General features: G+C 65.5%; 18 protein-coding genes. 4 read left to right on the top strand and 14 right to left on the bottom strand.

Going from position 1 to position 18,337, the window contains the following annotated elements; translation table 11 throughout:
• Positions 1 to 33: 33 nt before the first annotated feature.
• Positions 34 to 1,020 (bottom strand): malate dehydrogenase, encoded by a 987-nt coding sequence (locus SriyCCGPB3_RS03965; RefSeq protein WP_004153634.1) that lies wholly within the window; start codon positions 1,018 to 1,020, stop codon positions 34 to 36.
• A 118-nt stretch (positions 1,021 to 1,138) separates the two neighbouring features.
• Positions 1,139 to 1,630: a peptidylprolyl isomerase gene (locus SriyCCGPB3_RS03960; RefSeq protein WP_004153629.1), complete on the bottom strand. Its 492-nt coding sequence runs from the start codon at positions 1,628 to 1,630 to the stop codon at positions 1,139 to 1,141.
• A gap of 273 nt (positions 1,631 to 1,903) precedes the next feature.
• Between SriyCCGPB3_RS03960 and typA the strand changes: the two genes are divergently transcribed.
• From typA to SriyCCGPB3_RS03945, 3 genes are read left to right on the top strand one after another with little or no spacing between them, the layout of a single operon-like run.
• Positions 1,904 to 3,751, top strand: coding sequence for a translational GTPase TypA (gene typA, locus SriyCCGPB3_RS03955; RefSeq protein WP_032129766.1), 1,848 nt, complete (start codon positions 1,904 to 1,906; stop codon positions 3,749 to 3,751).
• Positions 3,752 to 3,762: 11 nt separating this feature from the next.
• Entirely contained in the window at positions 3,763 to 4,230 is a 468-nt protein-coding gene (locus tag SriyCCGPB3_RS03950) for a DUF2127 domain-containing protein (protein ID WP_350259885.1), read from the top strand.
• Between the two features lie 41 nt (positions 4,231 to 4,271).
• Complete coding sequence (locus tag SriyCCGPB3_RS03945) at positions 4,272 to 5,894, top strand: amidase (RefSeq protein ID WP_197611224.1); 1,623 nt, start codon at positions 4,272 to 4,274, stop codon at positions 5,892 to 5,894.
• Positions 5,895 to 5,950: 56 nt separating this feature from the next.
• Here SriyCCGPB3_RS03945 and SriyCCGPB3_RS03940 read toward each other — a convergent pair whose 3' ends face one another.
• Together SriyCCGPB3_RS03940 and SriyCCGPB3_RS03935 are read right to left on the bottom strand one after the other, a co-directional pair.
• Positions 5,951 to 7,093: a mechanosensitive ion channel family protein gene (locus SriyCCGPB3_RS03940; RefSeq protein WP_350259884.1), complete on the bottom strand. Its 1,143-nt coding sequence runs from the start codon at positions 7,091 to 7,093 to the stop codon at positions 5,951 to 5,953.
• Positions 7,094 to 7,742: 649 nt separating this feature from the next.
• Positions 7,743 to 9,134 carry a class II 3-deoxy-7-phosphoheptulonate synthase gene (locus SriyCCGPB3_RS03935; protein WP_153856575.1) on the bottom strand — a complete coding sequence of 464 codons (1,392 nt, stop codon included), beginning with the start codon at positions 9,132 to 9,134 and terminating at the stop codon, positions 7,743 to 7,745.
• 217 nt (positions 9,135 to 9,351) lie between these two features.
• Here SriyCCGPB3_RS03935 and SriyCCGPB3_RS03930 point away from each other — a divergent pair, with 217 nt between their 5' ends.
• Positions 9,352 to 11,472, top strand: coding sequence for a TonB-dependent receptor (locus SriyCCGPB3_RS03930; protein ID WP_180847549.1), 2,121 nt, complete (start codon positions 9,352 to 9,354; stop codon positions 11,470 to 11,472).
• A gap of 105 nt (positions 11,473 to 11,577) precedes the next feature.
• On the opposite strand, the gene SriyCCGPB3_RS03925 is transcribed toward SriyCCGPB3_RS03930, so the two are convergent.
• The 10 genes from SriyCCGPB3_RS03925 to rpsE form a co-directional block, all read right to left on the bottom strand.
• Positions 11,578 to 12,084, bottom strand: coding sequence for a disulfide bond formation protein B (locus SriyCCGPB3_RS03925; protein ID WP_010483974.1), 507 nt, complete (start codon positions 12,082 to 12,084; stop codon positions 11,578 to 11,580).
• 185 nt (positions 12,085 to 12,269) lie between these two features.
• Positions 12,270 to 12,653: a 50S ribosomal protein L17 gene (rplQ, locus tag SriyCCGPB3_RS03920; protein ID WP_005408217.1), complete on the bottom strand. Its 384-nt coding sequence runs from the start codon at positions 12,651 to 12,653 to the stop codon at positions 12,270 to 12,272.
• Between the two features lie 191 nt (positions 12,654 to 12,844).
• Complete coding sequence (locus SriyCCGPB3_RS03915; RefSeq protein WP_010483975.1) at positions 12,845 to 13,843, bottom strand: DNA-directed RNA polymerase subunit alpha; 999 nt, start codon at positions 13,841 to 13,843, stop codon at positions 12,845 to 12,847.
• Between the two features lie 55 nt (positions 13,844 to 13,898).
• On the bottom strand, positions 13,899 to 14,528 hold the full coding sequence (rpsD, locus tag SriyCCGPB3_RS03910) for a 30S ribosomal protein S4 (RefSeq protein WP_004145446.1): 630 nt from the start codon (positions 14,526 to 14,528) through the stop codon (positions 13,899 to 13,901).
• Positions 14,529 to 14,543: 15 nt separating this feature from the next.
• Complete coding sequence (rpsK, locus tag SriyCCGPB3_RS03905; RefSeq protein ID WP_004145443.1) at positions 14,544 to 14,933, bottom strand: 30S ribosomal protein S11; 390 nt, start codon at positions 14,931 to 14,933, stop codon at positions 14,544 to 14,546.
• An 11-nt stretch (positions 14,934 to 14,944) separates the two neighbouring features.
• On the bottom strand, positions 14,945 to 15,301 hold the full coding sequence (gene rpsM / locus SriyCCGPB3_RS03900) for a 30S ribosomal protein S13 (protein WP_004154500.1): 357 nt from the start codon (positions 15,299 to 15,301) through the stop codon (positions 14,945 to 14,947).
• 348 nt (positions 15,302 to 15,649) lie between these two features.
• Positions 15,650 to 17,017: a preprotein translocase subunit SecY gene (gene secY / locus SriyCCGPB3_RS03895; RefSeq protein ID WP_004154499.1), complete on the bottom strand. Its 1,368-nt coding sequence runs from the start codon at positions 17,015 to 17,017 to the stop codon at positions 15,650 to 15,652.
• Between the two features lie 7 nt (positions 17,018 to 17,024).
• Positions 17,025 to 17,468: a 50S ribosomal protein L15 gene (rplO, locus tag SriyCCGPB3_RS03890; protein ID WP_110711154.1), complete on the bottom strand. Its 444-nt coding sequence runs from the start codon at positions 17,466 to 17,468 to the stop codon at positions 17,025 to 17,027.
• A 6-nt stretch (positions 17,469 to 17,474) separates the two neighbouring features.
• Entirely contained in the window at positions 17,475 to 17,666 is a 192-nt protein-coding gene (rpmD, locus tag SriyCCGPB3_RS03885; protein WP_005408214.1) for a 50S ribosomal protein L30, read from the bottom strand.
• Positions 17,659 to 18,201: a 30S ribosomal protein S5 gene (rpsE, locus tag SriyCCGPB3_RS03880; RefSeq protein ID WP_005408213.1), complete on the bottom strand. Its 543-nt coding sequence runs from the start codon at positions 18,199 to 18,201 to the stop codon at positions 17,659 to 17,661. The genes rpmD and rpsE overlap by 8 nt, the downstream gene beginning before the upstream one ends.
• Positions 18,202 to 18,337: the final 136 nt, after the last annotated feature.

The following is an 18,337-nucleotide window of genomic DNA, read 5'->3' as shown; positions in this document are numbered from 1 at the left end:
TCTGCGTACCGACCAGGGCCGGTACCGCCTGCATCAGCCCAGCAGGTGGGCGACGCCGGCGCGCTCTTCTTCCAGCTCGGCCAGGGTCTTGTCGATGTACTTCTGGCTGAAGTCGTCGATCGGCAGATCCTTGACCAGGGTGTACTTGCCGTTCTCGGTGGTCACCGCGAAGCCGAAGATCACGCCTTCCGGAATGCCGTAGGAACCGTCGGACGGCACGCCCATGGTGACCCACTTGCCGTTGCTGCCCAGCACCCAGTCACGCACGTGGTCGATGGCTGCGTTGGCGGCCGAGGCAGCCGAGGACGAGCCACGGGCTTCGATGATCGCCGCGCCGCGCTTGCCGACGGTCGGGATGAAGGTGTTGGCGTTCCACTCCTGGTCGTTGATCGCATCGGCGATCGACGCACCATCGGCGGTGGCGAAACGGTAGTCCGGGTACATGGTCGGGCTGTGGTTGCCCCACACGACCAGCTTCTCCATGCCACCGACCGGCTTGCCGAGCTTGGTCGACAACTGGCTCAGCGCGCGGTTGTGGTCCAGGCGCAGCATGGCGGTGAAGTTCTCCGGCTTCAGGTCCGGGGCCGACTTCATCGCGATGTAAGCGTTGGTGTTGGCCGGGTTACCGACCACCAGCACCTTCACGTCACGGCTGGCGACCTTGTTCAGCGCTGCGCCCTGGGCGGTGAAGATCTTGGCGTTTTCCAGCAGCAGGTCCTTGCGCTCCATGCCCGGGCCACGCGGACGCGCGCCGACCAGCAGGGCGATGTCGGCGTCCTTGAACGCGACTTCGGCGTCATCGGTGCCGACCATGCCGGCCAGCAGCGGGAAGGCGCAGTCTTCCAGCTCCATCATCACGCCCTTCAGGGCGGCCTGGGCCTTGTCGACCGGCAGTTCCAGCAGCTGCAGGATGACCGGCTGGTCCTTGCCCAGCATTTCGCCGGAGGCGATGCGGAACAGCAGGGCATAACCGATCTGGCCGGCGGCGCCGGTCACGGCAACACGAACGGGTGCTTTCATGGGGGTTTCCTCTTGCTTGCAAGCGTTTGATGGGACGCCGCGGGCGTGGCCACGCAGGCCTGGCGGGCGGCGGGGAACAGGGAAACGGCCACCCGAGGGTGGCCGTTTCGAAGGGGGATCAGGCGGCGAGGTGCTTGTTCCACTCCGCGACGCGCTCGGCCTGGGCGGCCAGCACGGCGTCGACGTCGCCTTCCAGGGTGATCGAATGGATCACGTCGCCCTGCTTGACCGAATCGACGATGGCCTGGCCTTCCAGGACCTTGCCGAAGACGGTGTGGCGGCCGTCCAGCCAGTCGGTCTTGATGTGGGTGATGAAGAACTGGCTGCCGTTGGTGTTCGGGCCGGCGTTGGCCATCGACAGCGAGCCGACCTCGTGCTTCACGCCATTCTTCTCGTCTTCGAACTTGTAGCCCGGGCCGCCGGTGCCACGACCCTGCGGGCAGCCGCCCTGGATCATGAAGTCGGCGATCACGCGGTGGAAGATCAGGCCGTCATAGAAACCGTGCTTGACCAGGTTCACGAAGTTGGCCACGGTCAGCGGCGCCTTGTCGGCGAACAGCTCGACCTTGATCGGGCCCTGGGTGGTGTCGAAAGTGGCGATGAGGGACATGAAGATCCTTGATGCAGAGGGGAACGCGTCTAGCCACCTAGTTTACACCTGCCTCGTGGCGGCGGCGGCTTCGACCATGGGCGCAGATCCGGGCTTCAGCCACGGGACGGGGTGCCCCGCCGTGCAGGCCAGGCGGCCTCGACCGGCGCCGCGGACCGCCAGCTGAATGGGCCCCGTGACGGGCGTGAAATCCACCTTTTCGCGAATCGTCAAGTTCGACGTATAATGTTGGACTTCTTTTTCCAAATCCGGCGCCGACTGGCCCCCTTTCGTATGTCCATCGAAAATCTTCGCAACATCGCCATCGTCGCCCACGTCGACCATGGCAAGACCACCCTGGTCGACCAGCTGCTGAAGCAGTCCGGCACCCTGTCCGAGCGTACCGTCCTCGCCGAGCGCGTGATGGACAGCAACGACCAGGAAAAGGAACGCGGCATCACCATCCTGGCCAAGAACACCGCCATCACCTGGGAAGACAAGAAGACCGGTATCAAGAACCGGATCAACATCGTCGACACCCCCGGCCACGCCGACTTCGGTGGTGAGGTCGAGCGCGTGCTGTCGATGGTCGACACCGTGCTGATCCTGGTCGATGCGATGGACGGCCCGATGCCGCAGACCCGCTTCGTGACCCAGAAGGCCTTCGCGATGGGCTTCAAGCCGATCGTCGTGGTCAACAAGGTCGACCGTCCGGGCGCCCGTCCGGAATGGGTGATCGACCAGGTCTTCGACCTGTTCGACAAGCTCGGCGCCACCAACGAGCAGCTGGACTTCCCGATCGTCTACGCCTCGGGCCTGAACGGCTACGCCGGCCTGGAAGACACCGTGCGCGATGGCGACATGACCCCGCTGTACGAAGCGATCATGCAGCACGCGCCGCGTCCGGAAGTGGACCCGGAAGGCCCGTTCCAGATGCGCATCAGCCAGCTGGACTACAACAACTTCGTGGGCGTGATCGGCATCGGCCGCATCCAGCGCGGCACCCTGAAGAAGAACATGCAGGTCGCGGTCATCGACCGTGAAGGCAAGAAGCGCAACGGCAAGGTGCTGCAGGTGCTGGGCTTCATGGGCCTGGAGCGCATCGAGCAGGATACCGCCGAGGCCGGCGACATCGTGGCCATCTCCGGCATCCAGGAGCTGACCATCTCCGACACCATCTGCGCCCCGGACACCCCGGAAGCCCTGCCGGCGCTGACCGTCGACGAGCCGACCATCTCGATGACCTTCCAGGTCAACAACTCGCCGTTCGCCGGCAACAAGGACCTGTCCGGTGGCAAGTTCCTGACCAGCCGCCAGATCAAGGACCGCCTGGACCGTGAGAAGGTCCACAACGTGGCCCTGAAGGTCGAGCAGCTGGAAGACGCTGACAAGTTCCTGGTTTCCGGCCGTGGCGAACTGCACCTGTCGGTGCTGATCGAGAACATGCGTCGCGAAGGCTACGAGCTGGCCGTGTCGCGTCCGGAAGTGATCATCAAGGAAATCGACGGCCAGATGATGGAGCCGATCGAGCAGCTGGTGGTGGACATCGAAGAAATCCACCAGGGCGGCGTGATGGAAAAGCTGGGCACCCGCAAGGGCCAGCTGAAGAACATGGAATCGGACGGCAAGGGCCGCGTGCGCCTGGAGTACTCGATCCCGGCCCGTGGCCTGATCGGCTTCCAGAACGAGTTCAAGACCCTGACCCAGGGTTCGGGCCTGCTGTTCCACGTGTTCGACCACTACGGTCCGAAGGAACAGGGCGCGATCGCCAAGCGCATCAACGGCGTGATGATCGCCAATGCGCCGGGCACCACGCCGGCCTACTCGCTGGGCCCGCTGCAGGAACGCGGCAAGCTGTTCGCTGCTGAAGGCGACAACGTGTATGAAGGTCAGCTGGTCGGCATCCACTCCAAGGACAACGACCTGACCGTCAACGCGATCAAGACCAAGCCGCTGACCAACATGCGCGCTTCGGGCAAGGACGATGCGATCCAGCTGACCCCGGCGATCAAGTACTCGCTGGAACAGGCCCTGGACTTCATCGAAGACGACGAGCTGGTCGAGATCACCCCGAAGGAGATCCGTCTGCGCAAGAAGTTCCTGACCGAAAGCGACCGCAAGAAGGCTTCGCGCGGCGGCTGAGCCAGCACCCCGTGAACCAGAGCGGCTACAACCAGGATCCACACCGGCATCCGGGTCTCCATGTCATCGCCCTGCTCGAAGCGAGCAAGGCGATGCTGGCGCTGTTGGCTGCCACCGGGCTGGAAGTGCTCGGACCGCAGCCGCTGCGGCACGGCATCATGGTCCTGATCCGGCGTTTCAGCCTGGATCCGGACCATGGCACCCTGCCCTCGCTGCTGCACATGATCAGCCCCGACGCGGTGCACCTGGCCGCGGCGGGGATGATCGGCTACGGCCTGCTGCACCTGGTCGAAGCCTGGGGCCTGTGGCGCGCCAAGGCCTGGGCCTCCTGGCTGGGTTGCCTGACCGCCTCGCTGTACCTGCCCTTCGACATCTTCGCGATCATCCGCCACCCCGGCTGGCCGTCGTGGACGATCCTGGCGATCAACCTGATCGTGGTCTACGTGCTCGCCCGCGACCTGCGCAAGCGCCACCGCTGAGCACCGGCTACACTGGGGATTGGAGCCGACCAAGCCGCCCCATGCGCCCGTCCTTGCCGCCTCTGCTGACCTGCCTGCTCGCCGCGCTGCCTGCGCTGCTTTCGGCTGGCTGCAGCCCGGCCACGCCCAGCGCGCATGCGGCCGAACCCGCGAGCCGCAACGTGCCGTTCCCGTACGCCGAAACCGATGTCACCGACCTGCAGGCGCGGATGACCGCCGGGGAACTGGACAGCACCACCCTGACCCAGGCCTACCTGCAGCGCATTGCCGCCCTGGACCGCACCGGGCCACGCCTGCGCGCGGTGATCGAGCTCAACCCCGACGCCCTGAAGGAAGCCGCCGAGCGCGACCGCGAGCGCCGCGATGGGCGCCTGCGCGGGCCGCTGCACGGCATCCCGCTGCTGCTGAAGGACAACATCAACGCCGCGCCGATGGCCACCAGTGCCGGCTCGCTGGCCCTGCAGGGCTTCCGCCCGGATGACGCCTACCTGGTGCGCCGGCTGCGCGACGCCGGTGCGGTGGTGCTGGGCAAGACCAACCTCAGCGAATGGGCCAACTTCCGCGGCAATGATTCGATCTCCGGCTGGAGCGCGCGTGGCGGCCAGACCCGCAACCCCTATCGCATCAGCCATTCACCGTGTGGTTCCAGCAGCGGCAGCGCGGTGGCCGTGGCCGCCAACCTGGCCAGCGTGGCGATCGGCACCGAAACCGACGGCAGCATCGTCTGCCCGGCGGCGATCAACGGCGTGGTCGGCCTGAAGCCGACGGTCGGCCTGGTCAGCCGCGATGGCATCATCCCGATCTCCTTCAGCCAGGACACCGCCGGACCGATGGCGCGCAGTGTGGCTGACGCCGCCGCCGTGCTGACCGCGATCGCCGGCCGCGACGATGCCGATCCGGCCACCGCGACCATGCCTGGCCGCGCGGTCTACGACTACACCGCGCGACTGGACCCGCAGGGCCTGCGTGGCAAGCGCATCGGCCTGCTGCAGACACCGCTGCTGAAGTACCGCGGCATGCCGCCACTGATCGAACAGGCCGCCACCGAGCTGCGCCGCGCCGGCGCCGTGGTGGTACCGGTGGAGCTGCCCAACCAGGGCGCCTGGGCCGAGGCCGAACGCACGCTGCTGCTGTACGAATTCAAGGCCGGGCTTGAGCGCTACTTCAGCACCCACCGAGCGCCACTGCGCAGCCTGGCCGACCTGATCGCCTTCAACCAGGCGCACAGCAAACAGGAACTGGGCCTGTTCGGCCAGGAACTGCTGGTGGAAGCTGATGCCACCGCCGGCCTGGCCGATCCCGCCTATATCCGCGCCCGCAGCGATGCGCGCCGGCTGGCCGGGCCGGAGGGCATCGATGCCGCCCTTGCCGCCCACCAGCTTGATGCGCTGGTCGCGCCCACCACCGGCGTGGCATGGCCGATCCGCAGCGAAGGCGACGACTTCCCCGGTGAAAGCTACAGCGCCGCCGCTGTGGCCGGCTATCCCAGCCTCACCGTGCCGATGGGGCAGATCGATGGCCTGCCGGTCGGCCTGCTGTTCATGGGCACCGCCTGGAGCGAACCGAAGCTGATCGAGATGGCCTATGCCTATGAACAGCGCACGCGCGCGCGGCGACCACCGCACTTCGATACCGACGCACTGATCGACGCTGGCGAGCCATGATCCGGTAGTGCCGGCCGCTGACCGGCAGATCCGGAGTTGCCGGCCAGCGGCCGGCGCTACCGTTCGGGTTCCGGCTCCACCGGTACGATCGCCGCCTCGCCATCTTCCGCACCCGGCGAACGCACATCTGCTGTGCGTGCACGTGGACCGCGCGGCATGTCCAGTTCGTCTGCATGCTGCAGCCGCGCACGCACCTGCGGCAGCGACTGCGGATGCTCACGCGCGAGGAAATCGAGCATGCGTTCGCGCACCAGGCAACGCAGATCGAAGGCATCGCCGGAGCTGCGCGCGCTGACCAGCAGGCGCACCTGGATCGCACGCTCGCTGGTCTCGGTCACCTGGGTCACGCAGACCCGGCCATCCCACAATGCTTCGCCGCGACAGATGCGCTCCAGCTCAGCACGGATCGCCGCAATCGGCGCACGGTAGTCCAACCACAGGAACGCGGTGCCGAGCAGGTCGGCGCTGCGCCGCGTCCAGTTCTGGAACGGGTTTTCGATGAACCAGGTCAGCGGCACCACCATCCGCCGCTCATCCCAGATACGCACCACCACGTAGCTGCTGCCGATCTCCTCGATGCGCCCCCACTCGCCCTCGACGATCACCACGTCATCCAGCCGGATCGGCTGCGTCACCGCGATCTGCAGGCCAGCGATCAGGTTGCCGAACACCGGCTTGGCGGCGATACCCGCCACCAGGCCGATCAGGCCCGCCGAGGCCAGCAGCGCGGTGCCGATCTTCTGCACCATCGGGAACGTCAGCAGTACCAGCGACGCGCCGAGCACGATGATGGCGCCCATCAGAACGCGGCTGAGCACCCGGGTCTGGGTCTGGATGCGGCGTGCCTCCAGATTGTCGGAGACATCGATGGGATGACTGCGCAGGATCGCGCGCTCACCCGCCGCCACCGCGCGCACCAGCAGCCAGATGAAGCATGCGGTCAGCGCGATGTGCAGCACATGCTGCAGGTTGCCCAGCACCGGATCCTGCAACGGCGTGGCCTGCAATGCGGGGATCAACAACAGCAGCGGCCATGCGCTGGCCAGCGGCAACCCGAGCACACGTCCGATGCGTGCGCGCCGGCGATCACGCCCTTTCAGTCGATGGTAGATCCACAGGATCAACCACGCGCCGATGCCGCCCACTACAACGGCCAATCCCAACGGCCATGCGTAGGCCTGTGCGCTTTGCCAGTGCACCGTTGCCACCTCCACTCGAACAGCAGGCGGACAGCCTCGCGCATGGCGCATGAGCGTCACGTCAGTCGTTCGTAAGGAGGGTGTTGGTCGGCAGGGCTTGCAGCCCTGCACCTGCTGCGAGCCGAAGCAACAGCAACAGCAACAGCCGAAGCAGAAGCGGGTTTCCTGTGGGGTGGCGGGGCGGGTCCGGTTGCGGGGGACGCTGCAAGTACGTCCATGTAAGCTCGGTCGCCGCATCCATGCGGCTCACGCCCCCGCAACCGGACCCACCCCGCCTTCGACAGTTTTCTGCGATCTGTCGGCATTTTTTGTAGAGCCGAGCCATGCTCGGCTCAAATCTCACAGATATCGAAACATTCGATTTCCATAGTGATTCATCCACGCATGGCGTGGATTACCGTGTCGACCAAGGTCGACACCTACCAACAGCCGCCGGAATCTGCCAGAGGCGGGGCGGTGTGGATAGGCAGGACCGTTGGCGCCATGGATGGCGCCATCGAGCCCCCATGGATGGGTTTACGGCGTGTCCTGACTACCCACACCGCCCCGCCATCCCACGGAATATCCGCTTCTGCCGTTGCTGTTGAGGTTGCCGGCCAGCGGCTGGCACTACAGCAGGTGCAGGGCTGCAAGCCCTGCCGAAAATCCCTTACCGCACTTGTTCCTGCTTGCGCACGATCGCCATCGCGATCTCCAGCGACTGCTCGTAGTTCAACCGCGGGTCCACCGTCGAGCGATACGCGCGCTCCAGGTCACGCTCGGTCAGTTCGCGCGCGCCACCGGTGCACTCGGTCACGTCTTCGCCGGTCAGCTCCAGGTGCACACCGCCCAGTCGCGTGCCTGCGGCCGCATGCAGATCGAACGACATCTCCACTTCGCCACGCACATTGTCGAAGCGGCGCGTCTTGAAGCCATTGGCGGTGCTTTCGGTATTGCCGTGCATCGCGTCGCACACCCACAGCACGCGGCGGCCATCGCGCTTGACCGCATCCAGCAGCGGCGGCAGCTTCTCGGCGATCTGCGCTGCACCCATGCGGTGGATGAAGCTCAGTCGGCCCGGCTCATCATGCGGGTTGAGCACGTCGATCAGGCGCAGCAGCTGGTCTGGCGTCACCGACGGGCCGACCTTGATCGCGATCGGGTTGCGCACGCCACGCAGGTACTCCACGTGCGCGCCATCCAGCGCGGCGGTACGCATGCCGATCCACGGGTAATGCGTGCTCAGGTTCAACCAGCCCTGCTGGCGCGGCACCTGTCGGGTCAGCGCCTGCTCGTAGGGCAGCAGCAACGCCTCGTGCGAGGTGTAGAAATCGATGCGGTTGAGGTTGTGCACGCGGGCCCCGGCCAGGGTCTCCATGAAGTGCACCGCATCGCCGATCGAGGCCACCATCTTCTGGTACTCGGCGGCCAGCGGCGAGTGGCTTACCCACTCCAGGTTCCAGTACTCGGGGTGGTGCAGGTCGGCGAAGCCACCATCGATCAGCGCCCGCACGAAGTTCATCGTCATCGCCGAGTGCGCGTGGGCCTGCAGCATCCGCTTCGGGTCCGGCAGGCGTGCCGCTTCGGTGAAGGCCGGCGCGTTGATCACATCGCCACGGTAGCTGGGCAGGGTCACGCCGTCGCGGGTCTCGGTATCGGCCGAGCGCGGCTTGGCGTACTGGCCGGCGAAGCGGCCGACGCGGATCACCGGCTGGCGCAGGCCGTGAACCAGCACCAGGCTCATCTGCAGCAGCACCTTCAGGCGGTTGGAGATGGTGCCCGATTCGCAGTCGCTGAAATTCTCGGCGCAGTCGCCACCCTGCAGCAGGAAGCGCTTGCCCTCCTGAGCCTCGGCCAGCTGCTGCTTCAGCGCCAGGATCTCCCACGAGGTGACCAGGGGCGGCAGCCGCTTCAGCTCGTGCAGAGCGGCGTCCAGCGCCACCGGGTCCGGATAGGTCGGCATCTGCAGCGCGGTCTTGCCACGCCAGCTCTCCGGCGACCAGGCAGCGCCAGCGGCGGCCGCGGCAGGATCGGGGACAGGCGAAACGGCGGACAGGCTCATTGCAGACTTCCGGAGGTGGGGGGCGTTCATGGTCGCAGAGCGGACCGCTGTCGCAAAGGGTCGAACATCGTCTGCACATGACTGAACGCCGGGGAAAGCGCATCGCGATTGGCCAGAAGCGGCATGCCCACGGCCAGCCGGACAGGCGCATGATTCGCCACGCACTGTTACGAAGTAACACTCAATCCCCACTGGCCCCTTCCACAGCCTATCCGCCATGAAGCCCTCCCTGCTCGCTACCGGCATCACCTTCGCCCTGACCCTGGCCAACCTGCCCTCCCTCGCCCTGGCTGCCGATGTGGCCCCGGTGAAGGATCTCGATACCGTCACCGTCAGTGCCCAGCTCGACCAGGCCCGCAACGCGCTGTCGCCGGACATCGGCAGCAGCCAGTACCAGATCACCGCCGAGGACATCCAGAAGCAGCCGCTGGGTGCCTCCGCCCCGCTCAGCCAGGTGCTGCTGCAGGCCCCGGGCGTGGTCCAGGACTCCTATGGCGGCGTCCATGTGCGCGGCGACCACGCCAACCTGCAGTACCGCATCAACGGCGTGCTGCTGCCCGAATCGATCTCCGGCTTCGGCCAGACCCTGGACGCGCGCACCATCAAGAGCATCCGCCTGATGGACGGCGCGCTGCCGGCGCAGTTCGGCGAGCGCACCGCGGCGGTGGTCGACATCACCACCCGCAGTGGCGCCGAGCTCGGCAATGGCGGCAGCGCCGGACTCACCGCGGGCTCGTTCGGCAAGGTCAACCCGAATGCCTCCTGGTGGGGCAACCAGGGGCGCTGGAGCTGGTTCCTGACCGGCAACTACGACCAGAACGAGGTTGGTCTGGAAAATCCCACCGCTTCGCGAAAGCCCCTTCATGACGACACCCATCAGGGCAAGGCGTTCGCCGACCTGACCTATCTGGTCAACGACAACACCCGCCTGAGCGTGTTCGCCGGCTTCGCCAACAACCGTTTCCAGATCCCGGTCAATCCGGGCCAGACGCCACAGTTCGGCTATCTCGATACCACCACGTTCGATTCCAGCCAGCTGGACGAGACCCAGCGCGAGACCACCCGCTTCGGCATGCTGGTGCTGCAGGGCACGCTGGGCAGCACCGCCTACCAGGTCTCTGCCGGGCAGCGCTACAGCGATGTGGCATTCAACCCGGATGTCGTCGGCGACCTGGTGTTCAGCGGCGTCGCCTCGCAGGTCCAGCGCAGCAACCGCGCCAACACCCTGCAGGCCGACTTCTCCACCCCGCTGGGCAACGACCACACGCTGCGCTACGGCCTGTACGGCAATTACGAGAACGCGCAGGCCAGCAACAGCAGCTGGGTGTTTCCGGTCGATGATGCCGGCCAGCAGTCCAGCACCACGCCGCTGCTGATTCCGGATCGCAGCGCCTTCCACGCCAGTACGCTGGCGCTGTACGTGCAGGACGAATGGAAGATCGGCGACGACTGGACCGTGAACTACGGCCTGCGCGGCGATCGCTACAAGGCCTTCGGCCACACCGAGGGTCAGCTCAGCCCGCGGTTGGGGGTGGTCTGGAATGCCAGCGACAGCACCACCGTGCATGCCGGCTATTCGCGTTACTTCACGCCACCGGCCAGTGAGCTGATCGCCAGCAGCGATATCGCCCTGTATGACGGCACCACCAACCAGCAACCCAGTGGCGGCAACAACACGCCACTGGCGGAGCGCAGCGACTACTACGACATCGGCGTCTCGCAGCAGCTGGGTGAACACCTGACCCTGGGCCTGGACGCTTACGACCGCCGCGTCGCGCGCCTGCAGGACGAAGGCCAGTTCGGCGCCGCCTACATCTACTCGACCTTCAACTACCGCCGCGGCCATATCCGCGGCCTGGAGTTCAGTGCCGACTACAGCAACGGTCCGTTCAGCGCCTACTTCAACGCGGCCTACAACAAGGCGATCGGCACCCAGGTCATCACCAGCGAGTACAACCTCGATCCGGATGCGCTGGCCTATGTGGCCGACCATTGGATCCACCTCGACCACGACCAGAAGCTCACTTCCTCTGGAGGCCTCAGCTACGCGTTCGCCGGGCACAACCGGATCGGGGCCAACTACGTGTTCGGCAGCGGCCTGCGTTCGGACATCGAGGGCGTGCCCAACGGCGGCGAGCTGCCGTCCTACCTGCAGGTGAACCTCAGCGCCGGGCACGACTTCAACGTCGACAGCGGCCATCCACTGCATGTGCAGCTGGCGGTGATCAACGCTTTGGACCGCAGCTACCAGCTGCGCGATGGCGGCGGTGTCGGCGTGTTCGCCCCGCAGTGGGGACCGCGCCGTGGCGCCTACCTGAGCCTGCAGCAGGACTTCTGAGGAGACAGGGGTCGGATCCCTTTCCGCAGGAAAGGGCTCTGCCCCCCCACCGGGAATGGAGTCAGAGCCCTTTGCGATGCAAAGGGATCCGACCCCGTTTCGCTTTCAGCGCTTGACCTTGCGCAGCGACACCACCAGCGCCCACAGCGCCAGCAGCACGAACCACACGCCCGACCACATCGGCATGGTCAGGCCGAGGAAGGTCCAGTCGATGTTGCCGCAGTTGCCAGTGCCGGTCAGCACCGTGCGGAACACTTCCAGCGGCCCCATGGTCTCGCTCAGGAAGGCCAGCGGCGGGCCACAGGTGGACCCCATTTCCGGCGGCAGCATCTGCACGTAGACGTGGCGCGCGGCGATGCCGACACCCACGGCCGCGGCAATGAACGCCAGCACGCCATAGGTCGCGCGTCCCGGGCGGTTGGACGGACCATGCAGTGCACCGATCAGGAACAGCAGGCCAAGCGCGGCGAACGCCAGGCGCTGGAAGATGCACAGCGGACACGGCTCCAGGCCCATCTTCAGCTGCAGGAAGATCGCGTAGCCAAGCAGGCCCGCGCAGATCAGGAAGCCCAGGAAGAACTGGGCGCGGAAGGGCCAGCGCAGTGGATTCATCGTCAACGCTCGAATGGATCAGGCGCCAAGCGTAACCGAGAGTGCGCGCCATTCGAACCGCCACAGGTGACGCCTGTCGGAACGGCGTGGGTCAGAGCCCTGTCCTGCGGAAAGGGATCCGACCCCGGAAACGCAAAAGCCCGGCAGAGGCCGGGCTTTCGCTGTGTCGCATTGGAGCGGTCCGATTACTCGGCCACTTCCTCGGCCACGACCGGACGGTCAACCAGCTCGACGTAGGCCATCGGCGCGTTGTCGCCAGCGCGGAAGCCGCACTTCAGCAGACGCAGGTAGCCGCCCGGACGGTTCGCGTAGCGCGGGCCCAGGATGGTGAACAGGTTGCCCACGGCTTCGTTGTCGCGCAGGCGGGCGAAGGCCAGACGGCGGTTGGCGACGGAGTCGACCTTGGCCAGGGTGATCAGCGGCTCGGCAACGCGGCGCAGTTCCTTGGCCTTCGGCAGGGTGGTCTTGATCAGCTCGTGCTTGAACAGCGAGGCGGCCATGTTCTTGAACATTGCTTCGCGGTGGGCGCTGGTACGGCTGAACTTACGGCCAGACTTCTGGTGACGCATGGTGATATTCCTTGGTTAATGATGAGGCTGTGTGGATCGTTGTCGCCATCCTGGCGTTGCTGCGCGGACTGCGGTTGGTCCTGGCCGCCCGTCCTGGACGACCTGCCGCGCGAACCTGGGGTTCGTCATGGCATGTTGTGTTGCGTTGAAGGCCCCACCGCGAACGGTGGAGCCTTCAGGCATTACCGATATCAGCCCAGCATGCCGTGGCTGGCGACGCCGGCCGGCGGCCAGTTCTCCAGCTTCATGCCGAGCGACAGGCCGCGCTGAGCCAGCACTTCCTTGATCTCGGTGAGCGACTTCTTGCCCAGGTTCGGGGTCTTCAGCAGCTCCACTTCGGTCTTCTGGATCAGATCGCCGATGTAGTAGATGCTTTCAGCCTTCAGGCAGTTGGCCGAACGCACGGTCAGCTCCAGATCGTCGATCGGGCGCAGCAGCACCGGATCCACGCCGTTGTTGGCCGGCTTGGCCGCACCGCGGTCGCGGTGCGTGAAGTCACCGAACACCGACAGCTGGTCGCTGAGGATGTCGGCGGCGGTGCGCACGGCTTCCTCGGCATCGATGGTGCCGTTGGTCTCGATATCGATGACCAGCTTGTCCAGGTCGGTACGCTGTTCGACGCGGGCCGCTTCCACGGCATAGGCGACGCGGCGGACCGGCGAGAACGAGGCATCCAGGACCAGACGGCCGATGGCACGGGTTTCTTCGTCCGGACGACGACGCGCGGCAGCCGGCTGGTAGCCGAAACCACGTTCGATCTTCAGACGCATGTTGATCGCCGTATCCTTGGTCAGGTGGCAGATCACGTGTTCGCCGTTCAGGATCTCCACATTGTGGTCGACCTTGATGTCGGCAGCGGTGACAACGCCCGGGCCCTGCTTGGACAGGGACAGGGTGGCGCTGTCGCCGGAGTGCATACGGATGGCCACGTCCTTCAGGTTCAGCAGGACTTCGAGCACGTCCTCCTGCAGACCTTCGACCGTGGTGTACTCATGCAACACGCCGTCGATTTCGACTTCCGTGATGGCGAAGCCCGGGATGGACGACAGCAGCACGCGACGCAGGGCATTACCCAGCGTATGCCCGTAACCCCGCTCCAAAGGTTCGATAACAACCTTTGCACGGGTGTCGGTAAGGCGTTCGATCTGCGGACCGCGAGGACGCAGAACCTGGTTGGCGGTAACCGTCATGTTGCGGGTTCTCCTAGTGAACCCCCGGCCGTCGCCGGGGGCTCTCCAATGTGAATTACTTCGAATACAGCTCGACGATCAGCGCTTCGTTGATGTCCGCAGGCAGATCCGAACGATCCGGAACAGCCTTGAAGATGCCGGTGAACTTGCCGGAATCCACTTCAACCCACGACGGGCTCAGGTCATGCTGGGCGGCGACGGTCAGGGCTTCCTGGACGCGCAGCTGCTTGGCAGCCTTTTCAGACAGGGCGATGGCGTCGCCAGCCTTGACCTGGTACGAAGCCAGGTTGACCGACTTGCCATTCACGGTGACGCCGCGGTGCGACACCAGCTGACGGGCAGCCGGACGGGTCACGGCGAAGCCCATGCGGTAGACGACGTTGTCCAGACGGGTTTCCAGCAGCTGCAGCAGGTTCTCGCCGGTGTTGCCCTTCTTGGTCGAGGCCTTCTTGTAGTAGTTGCGGAACTGACGCTCCAGCAGGCCGTAGATACGCTTGACCTTCTGCTTTTCACGCAGCTGGGTGGCGTAGTCGGACAGCTTGCCCTTACGGGCAGTGGCGCCGTGCTGGCCGGGCTTCTGCTCCAGCTTGCACTTGGAGTCCAGCGCACGCGCCGGGCTCTTCAGGGACAGGTCGGCGCCTTCGCGACGGGCGAGCTTACAGGTAGGACCGATATAACGAGCCATTTCTTATCGCTCCCTTTAGACGCGACGCTTCTTCGGCGGACGGCACCCGTTGTGCGGGATAGGCGTCACGTCGATGATGTTGGTGATCTTGTAGCCGACGTTGTTCAACGAACGCACGGCCGACTCACGGCCCGGACCCGGGCCCTTGATGCGGACTTCCAGCGACTTCACGCCGTAGTCCAGCGCAGCACGACCGGCCTTTTCAGCAGCCACCTGGGCAGCGAACGGGGTCGACTTGCGCGAACCGCGGAAGCCAGCGCCACCGGAGGTCGCCCACGACAGAGCGTTGCCCTGGCGGTCGGTGATGGTGACGATGGTGTTGTTGAACGAAGCGTGGACGTGGGCAACGCCGTCGGTGACGACGCGCTTGATCTTCTTCTTGGTCTTAGCAGCGGGCTTAGCCATTTCTCAGTCCCTTACTTCTTGATCGCCTTGCGCGGACCCTTGCGGGTGCGGGCGTTGGTACGGGTGCGCTGGCCACGCAGCGGGAGGCCACGACGGTGACGCAGGCCGCGGTAGCAGCCCAGGTCCATCAGGCGCTTGATCGCGATGCCGATCTCACGGCGCAGATCGCCTTCCACGATGTACTTGCCGACTTCGGCGCGCAGGCGCTCGATTTCCGGCTCCGACAGATCGCGGATCTTGGTGGTCGAAGCAACGCCTGCGACTTCGCAGACCTTCTTCGAACGGGTACGGCCGATGCCGTAAATGCTTTGCAACCCGACCCAGACGTGCTTCTGGGCTGGCAGGTTGACGCCTGCAATACGCGCCATGACGCGGTTCTCCAGCTGAGTGATGGCCGACAGCGCGCCTCGGGCACGCCAATCCGGCAGGATGGATCAAAAAAGTGAACTAGCGATACTAACAAGGTTCCGGTTTACATGGAAGCCCGTGAAACCATTGGTTTCATGAACCCGGCCTGGGGAGTGTGCCCAGGCTCCGGCGCCGGATGGGGTTGGACCTGGGGTTTCCCCCCGGGGCCGCCCGCGCTACTCCAGCGCGGGACCACCTCATCACACCCCCACCCGGAACCGCTGCGGGGGCCGCCCTTCGTTTGTGTGGCCGGAGTCCGCGAAGCGGAGGGACCATCACGTCAGGAAGACGAAAGTATAACAGGCCAATCAGCCGCGGGCAAAACCGCCGCGGTTGCCGCCCTTCAGGTTGGCCTTCTTCAGCAGGCTCTCGTACTGGTGGGACATCAGGTGCGCCTGCACCTGGGCGATGAAGTCCATCACCACCACCACCACGATCAGCAGCGAAGTACCGCCGAAGTAGAACGAGGCGTTCAGCTGCGTGCGCATCAGTTCCGGCAGCAGGCAGACGATCACCAGGTAGGCCGAGCCGGCCGCGGTCAGACGGGTCAGCACGCCGTCGATGTAGTCGGCGGTGGCCTTGCCCGGACGGATGCCCGGAATCAGCGCGCCCGACTTCTTCAGGTTGTCGGCGGTTTCCTGCGAGTTGAACACCAGCGCGGTATAGAAGAACGCGAAACCGGTGATCAGCGCAGCGAACACGATCATGTGCAGCGGCTCGCCCGGGCCCAGGGCATTGGCGACCTTCTGCAGGATCTGGCCAAAGCTGCTCTGGTTGGCGGCCTGGCCGGACCACATGGCCAGGGTGGCCGGGAAGGCCAGCAGGCTCGAGGCGAAGATCGCCGGGATGACGCCGGCCATGTTGAGCTTCAGCGGCAGGAACGAGGTCTGGTTCATGTACGCGTTGCGACCGCCCTGGCGGCGCGCGTAGTTGACCGTGATCCGGCGCTGGCCACGCTCGACGAACACCACGAAGAAGGTGAAGGCGAGCACGACGATGGCGATCAGCAGCAGCTGGATGAACTGGATGTTGCCGTCGCGGTAGGCGTCGAAGGTGTGGATGACCGCACCCGGCAGGCCGGCGACGATACCGGCGAAGATGATCAGCGACACGCCGTTGCCGATGCCGCGCTCGGTGACCTGCTCACCGACCCACATCAGGAACATGGTGCCGGCGGTCAGCGCAACCACGGCGGTGAGCACGAAGCCCATGCCCGGTGCGTACACGACCGGAGCGCCCGACGGCGAGACCTGGCCCTGCAGGGCCAGTGCGATCGAACCGCCCTGCACCACTGCCAGCAGCACGGCGCCGATGCGCGAATACTGGGTGATCTTGCGGCGGCCGGACTCACCTTCCTTCTGCATCGCCTTCAGGGCGGGGAAGATGTGCACGGCCAGCTGCATCACGATCGATGCCGAGATGTACGGCATCACGTTCAGCGCGAAGATGCTGAAACGGTGCAGGGCGCCGCCCGAGAACATGTTGAACATGTCCACGATGCCGCCGCCCTGCTGTTGCATCATGGCAAGCATGGCATCGGGATTGACGCCCGGCACCGGCACGTAGCAGCCAATGCGATAGACGATCAAAGCCCCGACGACGAACAGCAAACGTTGGCGAAGTTCAGTGAACTTGCCCATTCCGCCCGCGAGGTTACCGATGCCAGCTTGCGCCATGATTTTCTTACTCCGTCACGCTGCCGCCGGCAGCTTCGATCGCGGCCTTGGCACCCGCCGTGGCAGCAACACCCTTCAGGGTGAACGCCTTGGTCACTTCGCCCTTGACGACGACCTTGGCCTTCTTTGCAGTGCTCGGGACCAGCTTGGCAGCACGCAGGGCGGCGAAGTCGATCTCACCGGCCGGCAGCTTGTCCAGCGCGTACAGCAGCACTTCAGCGGTGTCCTTGGCGATCGGCGAACGGAAGCCGATCTTCGGCAGACGACGCTGCATGGGGGTCTGGCCGCCTTCGAAGCCAGCCTTGATCTTGCCGCCACCCTTACGGGCGAACGAACCCTTGTGGCCGCGGCCGGCAGTCTTGCCCAGGCCCGAGCCGATACCGCGACCGACGCGGGTACGCTCGGTGCGGGCGCCCGGTGCCGGGCTCAGTTCATTGAGACGCAGAGTCATGGTCGATTACTCCTCAACCTGGACGAGGTACTGAACCTTGTTGATCAGGCCGCGCACCTGCGGGCTGTCCTTCAGTTCACGCACATCGTTGAGCTTGTTCAGGCCCAGGGCACGCACCGACAGGCGGTGACGCGACTGGGTGCCACGCAGGCCACGCACCAGGCGGACCTTGACAGTCTTGTTGGACTCATTAGCCATGGTTGAGTTCCTCCACCTTCTTGCCGCGCTTGGCCGCGATGCGGGCCGGCGACTGCGCAGCAGACAGGCCCTTCACGGTGGCACGCACCAGGTTGATCGGGTTGCGCGAACCGGTGGCCTTGGCCAGCACGTTCTTCACGCCAACCGCTTCCAGCACGGCGCGCATGGCACCGCCGGCGATGACGCCGGTACCTTCCGAAGCCGGCTGCATGAACACGCGGGCTGCGCCGTGACCATCCTTGATGGTGTGCCACAGGGTGCCGTTGTTCAGGTCAACGCTGACCAGGTTCTTGCGGGCCTGTTCCATCGACTTCTGGATGGCGACCGGCACTTCGCGGGCCTTGCCATAACCGAAACCGACCTTGCCTTCGCCGTCGCCGACCACGGTCAGGGCGGTGAAGGTGAACTGGCGGCCACCCTTGACGGTCTTGCTGACGCGGTTGACCGCGACCAGCTTTTCGATCATGCCGTCGTCGATCTTCTCTTCGCGGTTACGGTCGCGATCGCGACCCCGCTGCTGACGCTCTTCTGCCATGTTGATTCCTTGGTTGTTTGGGTATGTACGGCTCGGGGCCGCTTATGGTTGTGGAGTGACGCGTCGTTCCGGTGGGCCACTGCAGAAGAGTGGCGCCGTCCAGCCTCACTCAGGCTGGCGAGCAGGCGGGCAGGAG

Origin of the sequence: Stenotrophomonas riyadhensis, from assembly GCF_040256885.1 — a bacterium.
Classification (GTDB): Bacteria; Pseudomonadota; Gammaproteobacteria; order Xanthomonadales; family Xanthomonadaceae; genus Stenotrophomonas; species Stenotrophomonas riyadhensis.
Note: the sequence above shows the minus strand (reverse complement) of the source record. Positions and strands in the feature narration are given on the sequence as shown.